Here is a 5,965-nt window from a genome sequence, read left to right as displayed (position 1 = left end):
GCGGCGCCGGCCGCTACTTCACCAACGCCATCGACACCAAGACCCAGGGCGTGGACGCGATCGGCACCTACAAGCTCGCCCTGCCCGCCAGCAGCCTCGACCTCACCGCCGGCTACAACTACAACAAGACCGACATCGAGAAGATCGCCGGCAACCCGGCGGTGCTGGAAGCGATCGACCCGACCGCGGTGCGGATCGGCCGCGCCGAGATAGGCCGCATCACCCGCGGTTCGCCGCGCGACAAGTTCTTCCTGAGCAGCGTATGGTCGCCCGGCGCCTGGGCCTTCACCGCCACGGCCACGCGCTGGGGCGAATTCACCGACTTCGGCACCACGCCGGCCGCCGACCAGACCTATGCGGCCAAATGGACCCTGGACCTGTCGGCCGCCTACACGCTGGGCCGCTGGCGCATGACCGTCGGCGGCGACAATGTGCTCAACGAGTATCCCGACCGCTCGCGCGCCGGCGCCGGCACTCGCACCTATCTGCCGTACAGCACGTCCTCGCCGTTCGGCTTCAACGGCGCCTTCGCCTACGCCAACGTCAACTACAGCTGGTGATGCATTGCGGCGGCGGTGTCCCGGCACCGCCGCCGCCGCGTTCATCGCAGACAACGCGGCGACCGCATGTCCGCCAGGTCGGTCTCGATGGCGTGCGGCGCTACACCGCTGACGCAGGAATCGGATGGGCATCAACGCGGCGGTGACGAAGCGTCGGCAAAGCGCGCGCCCATAAGCCTCGTCCCGGTCGGCAACGCATCGCACTCGCGCCGTCATCCGTTCGACCCATGCGTTTGCAGCGACGCGTCGCCTGATCGCGGCCGACGGCGACGCAGAGGCGTCAAACATTCGCCGCGCGATCCGGGCGCATCGGGCCGAGCGACTGTACCGATCCGGTCACGTCGGTGATGGCCATCTCAGACAAGGCACGACTCGTGATCGCATTCGAAAAACGCCGGGCGACGGCGCGATGGATTTCCCCACGATGCAACGCGCTCGCCATCGACAGCGGCATTTGGCATCGCTTGGCTGTGCCGAACGCGGAAGCGCCAGCAACAACATGCCCTGCTGCACCGCGAGGACATACCCGCAATGTGTGGCATGGAAACTGCAGTAAGGTCCACGCCCGACACCCCGGCGATGCCGGATGGTCGACGCGAATCGCGCTTGACCTGGGGCCATACCTGAGCAAGCCGATGCGGCGTATTTGCGGGAATTCTTCCGCAAAAATAAGCGTGAGCCACATCACAAGTATGAATCGATTGATTATTTGTCAACAGTGGCCTGTTGCGATTCGCGTAATGTGGAATCGCCTGAACGGCAGGCAAAAAAGCCCCATCCGGGGAAGGACCTGATTATGTGGAAAACTTCTAAACTCGCGACACTCTCGGGCATCGTGCTCTGCTCTGCGCTGGCGTCCAATGCCTATGCACAGAGCTGCTGTCCGGGCGGCGGTGTCGGTACGCCGATCGCCATTCGCGGCTTCGGCGAGAGCGCACCAGCGGCGACCAACCTGTCCACCAACGCATCGGTGCGCATCTATCAGTTCGAGCGTAACGGCGTGACCTACCTGCAGATCAACGACAGCACCGGTCAGGTGCGCGGTGCGGTCGGCCGCGTCGGCGACACCGCCTGGGTGACGCCGATGGGCAAGGACGTGGATCGGGTGAGCACCGTCGACACCTTCGACAGCAGCCGCGGCACCGTGGTCTACGATGCGCGCTACTTCACCGTGCAGGTGACCAGCGGCGCCAACGGCGACGTCTGGACCGTGACCATCAAGAAATAACGGTCTTTTGCAGCGGCTCGGAGATCAGGAAACTGATCTTCCGCTCATGACGGCGCCGGCAGGTGCCGTCATGAGCCTTTAACCGGCTTGCCAACTCCCAGTCCATCTCGTCAGCGCTATGCTGCCTGCGATCGCTGCCCGGCATCGCCGCATCGGCTTCCACGGTCACCACCACGCCGCGCTTGCCGCGCGCCGTCCAGACCCGTGCAGTGATCGTGTGCCGGCCCGCATCGGGCAGGATTTCCATGGCGTTGAGCACACAGCGATACGCCGCCAGTTGCAGCCCGATCGAAAGCCGCCGCGAATCCCCGTGCAGCCTCGCCTCGACCTCGGTATCGCAGGCGTTGGCGAAGGCGATGGAATTCAGCGCGCCGTACAGGCCGTGGGTTTCGATATCCAGCGGATACAGCGCCGCGACGTAATCGTCCAGCAATTGCGCCTGGATCACCCCGGTACGGTTCATTTCCATCGCCGCGGCGTAGTGACCGTGCTCCTTCAGCGTACTGGCGATGTCGCGGCGCAGCTTGTTGATGTGCACATGGATGTCGGTGTACTCGATCACGCGGTTACGCAGCGTGCGCTCGGCCGACATGTAGCTGGCCTGGGCGACTTGCAGGGCCTGCCTTTCGGCAAAGCCGAAGCGTTGCGCCTGGTCGAAGGCGACAGAGAGCCTGGCGCCTAGCGAAGCGAGCGCAGTCACCGCGAATGCCACCAACAACTGCACCTGCAATGTGTCCGCATCGTAGGCACCGGCATAGTTGGTCTTTGGCAGTGACATGGCCACCGCAAAGTTGGCCATCACAACACCGATTGCAGCGCCTCGCCATGCATGCTTGAACGTCAGCCACACAGCCGGCGCGATCATCAGAACCAGAACGAACTGGCGCAGCACACCCTCGGCCTGCATTGCCCCAGCGAACAGGACGGCCATCAGTAACGTAGCGACGCCTGCGCTGTGCAGCAGCGTCCTTCGCTCGCCTGTATCTCCCTCTCCTCGCCTGACCCACAGCAGGGCGGGAAAGACGAACATGACGATACCCAGATAGAAACCTATCCAGAACTTCAGCGTGTTTTCCAGATTGATATAGGCGGCAGGCCCACCCAGCAGCCAGTTGACTCCCTTGTTGACGAGCACTGCCCACAATGCCGCGCACAGGCAGATCAGCGGCAGCCAGCTCTGCTCGACCCGGAAATCAGGAAGGCTGCGCCGGACCGCCCAAGGCAGCAGCGAGAAGGCCGGCATCAACAGGAACGAGCTGCCGTACACCCAGACCGGATTTGCCCCGCCCTCCTCGATCATCGGCACACGCATGCTCAGCAGCGCCGCCGCGTCTCCCAGAAAAACGTAGGGCCATAGCCGATACGGGAGAAACAGCAGTGCTGCGGTGCGCAGTCCGATCGGCAGGAACCATTGATCCAGAGAGCAGTGCCACACGGCCAGGTAGGCCGCGCAGTACACCGCGCTCAAGAGGATTCCGCTCGCGAATGTCTTCAGTCTAGCCATGCCACCCTGGTCCTGGCAGGACACCTAATTGGCGCAAACATACACCACGGCATGGGCCGAAACAGTAGACAGATAACGTCCATCATCTGGTGTAATGTCTTTCCCGACAGGGAGTTGCGCGAGGGACCCGATCGCTGCGACTTCCATCCCACTCAGGGTGTCGGGGAGCGGGGGCCGGGGCTGGGATGCGGCACCGCCCGGGTCGCCGGTTGCGCGGCTCGCGGCCCTGGCACGCGCGTCCATGCCCCACCTGCGCGATGCCGGGGGCATGCGTCTCGCGGCCGCCTGCTCCCGATGGCGGCCGCCCAGCCGCCGCCCGAGATCGTTCCGTCCTGTCGCCGCACGCGCAGCCCGCCACGTAATGGGCCTGTGGCCCAATCACGATGCCCGGGGTCCGCCAGCCGTTTGGCGCCACCCATCCATTTGCCGACAAAAGCCCCGATCGGCGACACTCGGGGTCTACTTGTTCTGCGATCCTGAATGCATCACGACACCAGTCTCATCGACATCATCGCGGTCGGGCTCGCGCTCGCCTTCATCCTCGGCACGCTCGCCCATCGCCTCAAACTCTCGCCGCTGGTCGGCTATCTGGTGGCGGGCATCTGCGTGGGCCCGTTCACGCCGGGCTTCGTCGCCGACCAGGCCCTGGCCACCCAGTTGTCGGAACTGGGGGTGATGCTGCTGATGTTCGGCGTGGGGCTGCACTTCTCGCTCGAAGACCTGATGGAAGTGAAGTGGATCGCGATCCCCGGCGCGCTGGCGCAGATCACGGTCGCCACCCTGCTCGGTTGGGGCCTGGCCTGGAGCATGGGCTGGCCGACCCTGCACGGCCTGGTGTTCGGCCTGGCGCTGTCGGTGGCCAGTACCGTGGTGCTGCTGCGGGCGATGGAGGAACGGCGCCTGCTGGAAACCCTGCGCGGGCGCATCGCGGTCGGCTGGCTGATCGTGGAGGACCTGGTGATGGTGCTGGCGCTGGTGCTGCTGCCGGCGCTGGCCGACGCGCTCGGCGGCAAGGGCGCCGACACCGGGGCGATCCTCGGCGCGCTCGGCGTGACCCTGCTGAAGATGGCCGCGTTCGTGGCGGTGATGCTGGTGGTCGGCCGCCGCGCCATCCCGTGGGCGCTGGAGAAGGTCGCCGCGACCGGCTCGCGCGAACTGTTCACCCTGTCGGTGCTGGCGATCGCGCTGGGCGTGGCGTTCGGCTCGGCCACCCTGTTCGGCGTGTCGTTCGCGCTGGGCGCGTTCTTCGCCGGCATGCTGCTGAAGGAATCCGAGCTCAGCCACAAGGCCGCCAACGACTCGCTGCCGCTGCGCGACGCCTTCGCGGTGCTGTTCTTCGTCTCGGTGGGCATGCTGTTCGATCCGCACATCCTGGTCGAGCATCCCTGGCAGGTGCTGGCCACGTTCCTGACCATCACCGTCGGCAAGTCGCTGGCCGCCTTCGTGATCGTGCGGGCGTTCGGCCATCCCACCGGCATCGCCCTGACCATCTCCACCAGCCTGGCGCAGATCGGCGAGTTCTCCTTCATCCTGGCCGGCCTGGGCGTGAGCCTGGCGATCCTGCCCGAGACCGGCCGCGACCTGATCCTGGCCGGCGCGCTGCTGTCGATCATCGCCAACCCGCTGCTGTTCACCTGGCTGGACCGCTGGCAGGCGCGGCAGGCGGTGGAGGCGCCGGTGACGGTGGAGCCGGAGTTGCCGCCGGGCCCGTCGCTGGACCTGGTCGACCACGCCATCGTGATCGGCTACGGCCGGGTCGGCAGCGCGCTGGCGGCGGTGCTGCGCGAGCGCGGCGTACCGGTGCTGGTGATCGACGACAACCGCGACCACGTCGAACGCGCTCACGCCGACGGCATCCCCGGCATCCGCGGCAGCGCCGCCGCCGACCGGGTGCTGGCCGAGGCGCATCCGGACAAGGCCAAGATCGCGATCCTGGCGATCCCGCAGCCGCTGGAGGCCGGCGAGGCCCTGGCCAAGCTGCGCGCGCTGAACCCGGCGCTGACCCTGCTGGCGCGGGCGCACAGCGATGCCGAGGTCAAGCACCTGCTCGACCACGGCGCCGACGGCACGGTGATGGCCGAGCGCGAGCTGGCCTATTCGCTGGCGGAAATGGTGATGGCGACGCCGCCGTACCGGGGGATGCGTGCCGCGGCGCGCTGAGGCCTTGACCGCAGGGATGAGGGATTGGGGATTCGGGATTGGGGATTCGCAAAAGCGGCTCCTCTTCGGCGAGTTAGTCGCAGCGAAAAGTGTGGTGGCGCACAGAAAGCGTCTACGGCGGCTGTGAAGACCTGCAGCGAATCTTCTTGATAAGCATTCTCGTTTGCGGCAGGATTGCGCTCCCTTCCCCAGTTCCGCGCGCCCTCCCCCATGGCCTGCAAGATCGGGTTGCTCAACTCCGTGCCCAGTGCCCTGCTGTGCGAGATGTTCGGGCATGTCGGCTACGACTTCGCGGTACTCGATCTGGAACATGTGCTGCGCTCGCCCGCCGAGCTGGAACATGCCATCCGCGCCTGCGAGCTGGGCGGCTGCGAACCGTGGGTGCGCGTGCCCGAGGTCGATGCCAAGCTGATCGGCCGGGTGCTCGATGCCGGCGCCCGCGGCGTGGTCCTGGCCGGGCTGGACAGCACCGAGCAAGCCGAGCGCGCGGTCGCCGCCGCGCACTTCCCGCCG

Annotated in this window: 5 protein-coding genes and 1 pseudogene; 4 read left to right on the top strand and 2 right to left on the bottom strand. The window is 66.4% G+C overall.

The window, feature by feature from the left end:
* A pseudogene (locus tag D588_RS0117380) lies at positions 1 to 560 on the top strand (TonB-dependent receptor); the annotation flags it as partial.
* A gap of 280 nt (positions 561 to 840) precedes the next feature.
* Here the strand turns inward: D588_RS0117380 and D588_RS27985 are convergent.
* Positions 841 to 1,014, bottom strand: coding sequence for a hypothetical protein (locus D588_RS27985; RefSeq protein WP_157836486.1), 174 nt, complete (start codon positions 1,012 to 1,014; stop codon positions 841 to 843).
* A gap of 342 nt (positions 1,015 to 1,356) precedes the next feature.
* On the opposite strand from D588_RS27985, the gene D588_RS0117375 reads away from it, so the two are divergent.
* Entirely contained in the window at positions 1,357 to 1,788 is a 432-nt protein-coding gene (locus D588_RS0117375; RefSeq protein WP_026143831.1) for a hypothetical protein, read from the top strand.
* Here D588_RS0117375 and D588_RS0117370 read toward each other — a convergent pair.
* Positions 1,778 to 3,292, bottom strand: coding sequence for an MASE1 domain-containing protein (locus D588_RS0117370; protein WP_081613585.1), 1,515 nt, complete (start codon positions 3,290 to 3,292; stop codon positions 1,778 to 1,780). The two genes, D588_RS0117375 and D588_RS0117370, sit on opposite strands and share 11 nt — an antisense overlap.
* A 480-nt stretch (positions 3,293 to 3,772) precedes the next feature.
* Here D588_RS0117370 and ybaL point away from each other — a divergent pair, with 480 nt between their 5' ends.
* Positions 3,773 to 5,452 (top strand): YbaL family putative K(+) efflux transporter, encoded by a 1,680-nt coding sequence (gene ybaL / locus D588_RS0117365; protein WP_017916885.1) that lies wholly within the window; start codon positions 3,773 to 3,775, stop codon positions 5,450 to 5,452.
* A 210-nt stretch (positions 5,453 to 5,662) separates the two neighbouring features.
* Positions 5,663 to 5,965, top strand: a 303-nt coding sequence (locus tag D588_RS0117360) for an aldolase/citrate lyase family protein (protein ID WP_017916884.1), incomplete at its 3' end; no start/stop codon positions are given.

This window comes from Xanthomonas sp. SHU 308 (assembly GCF_000364645.1).
GTDB lineage: Bacteria > Pseudomonadota > Gammaproteobacteria > Xanthomonadales > Xanthomonadaceae > Xanthomonas_A > Xanthomonas_A sontii.
This window is presented reverse-complemented; position numbering and strand designations above follow the sequence as displayed.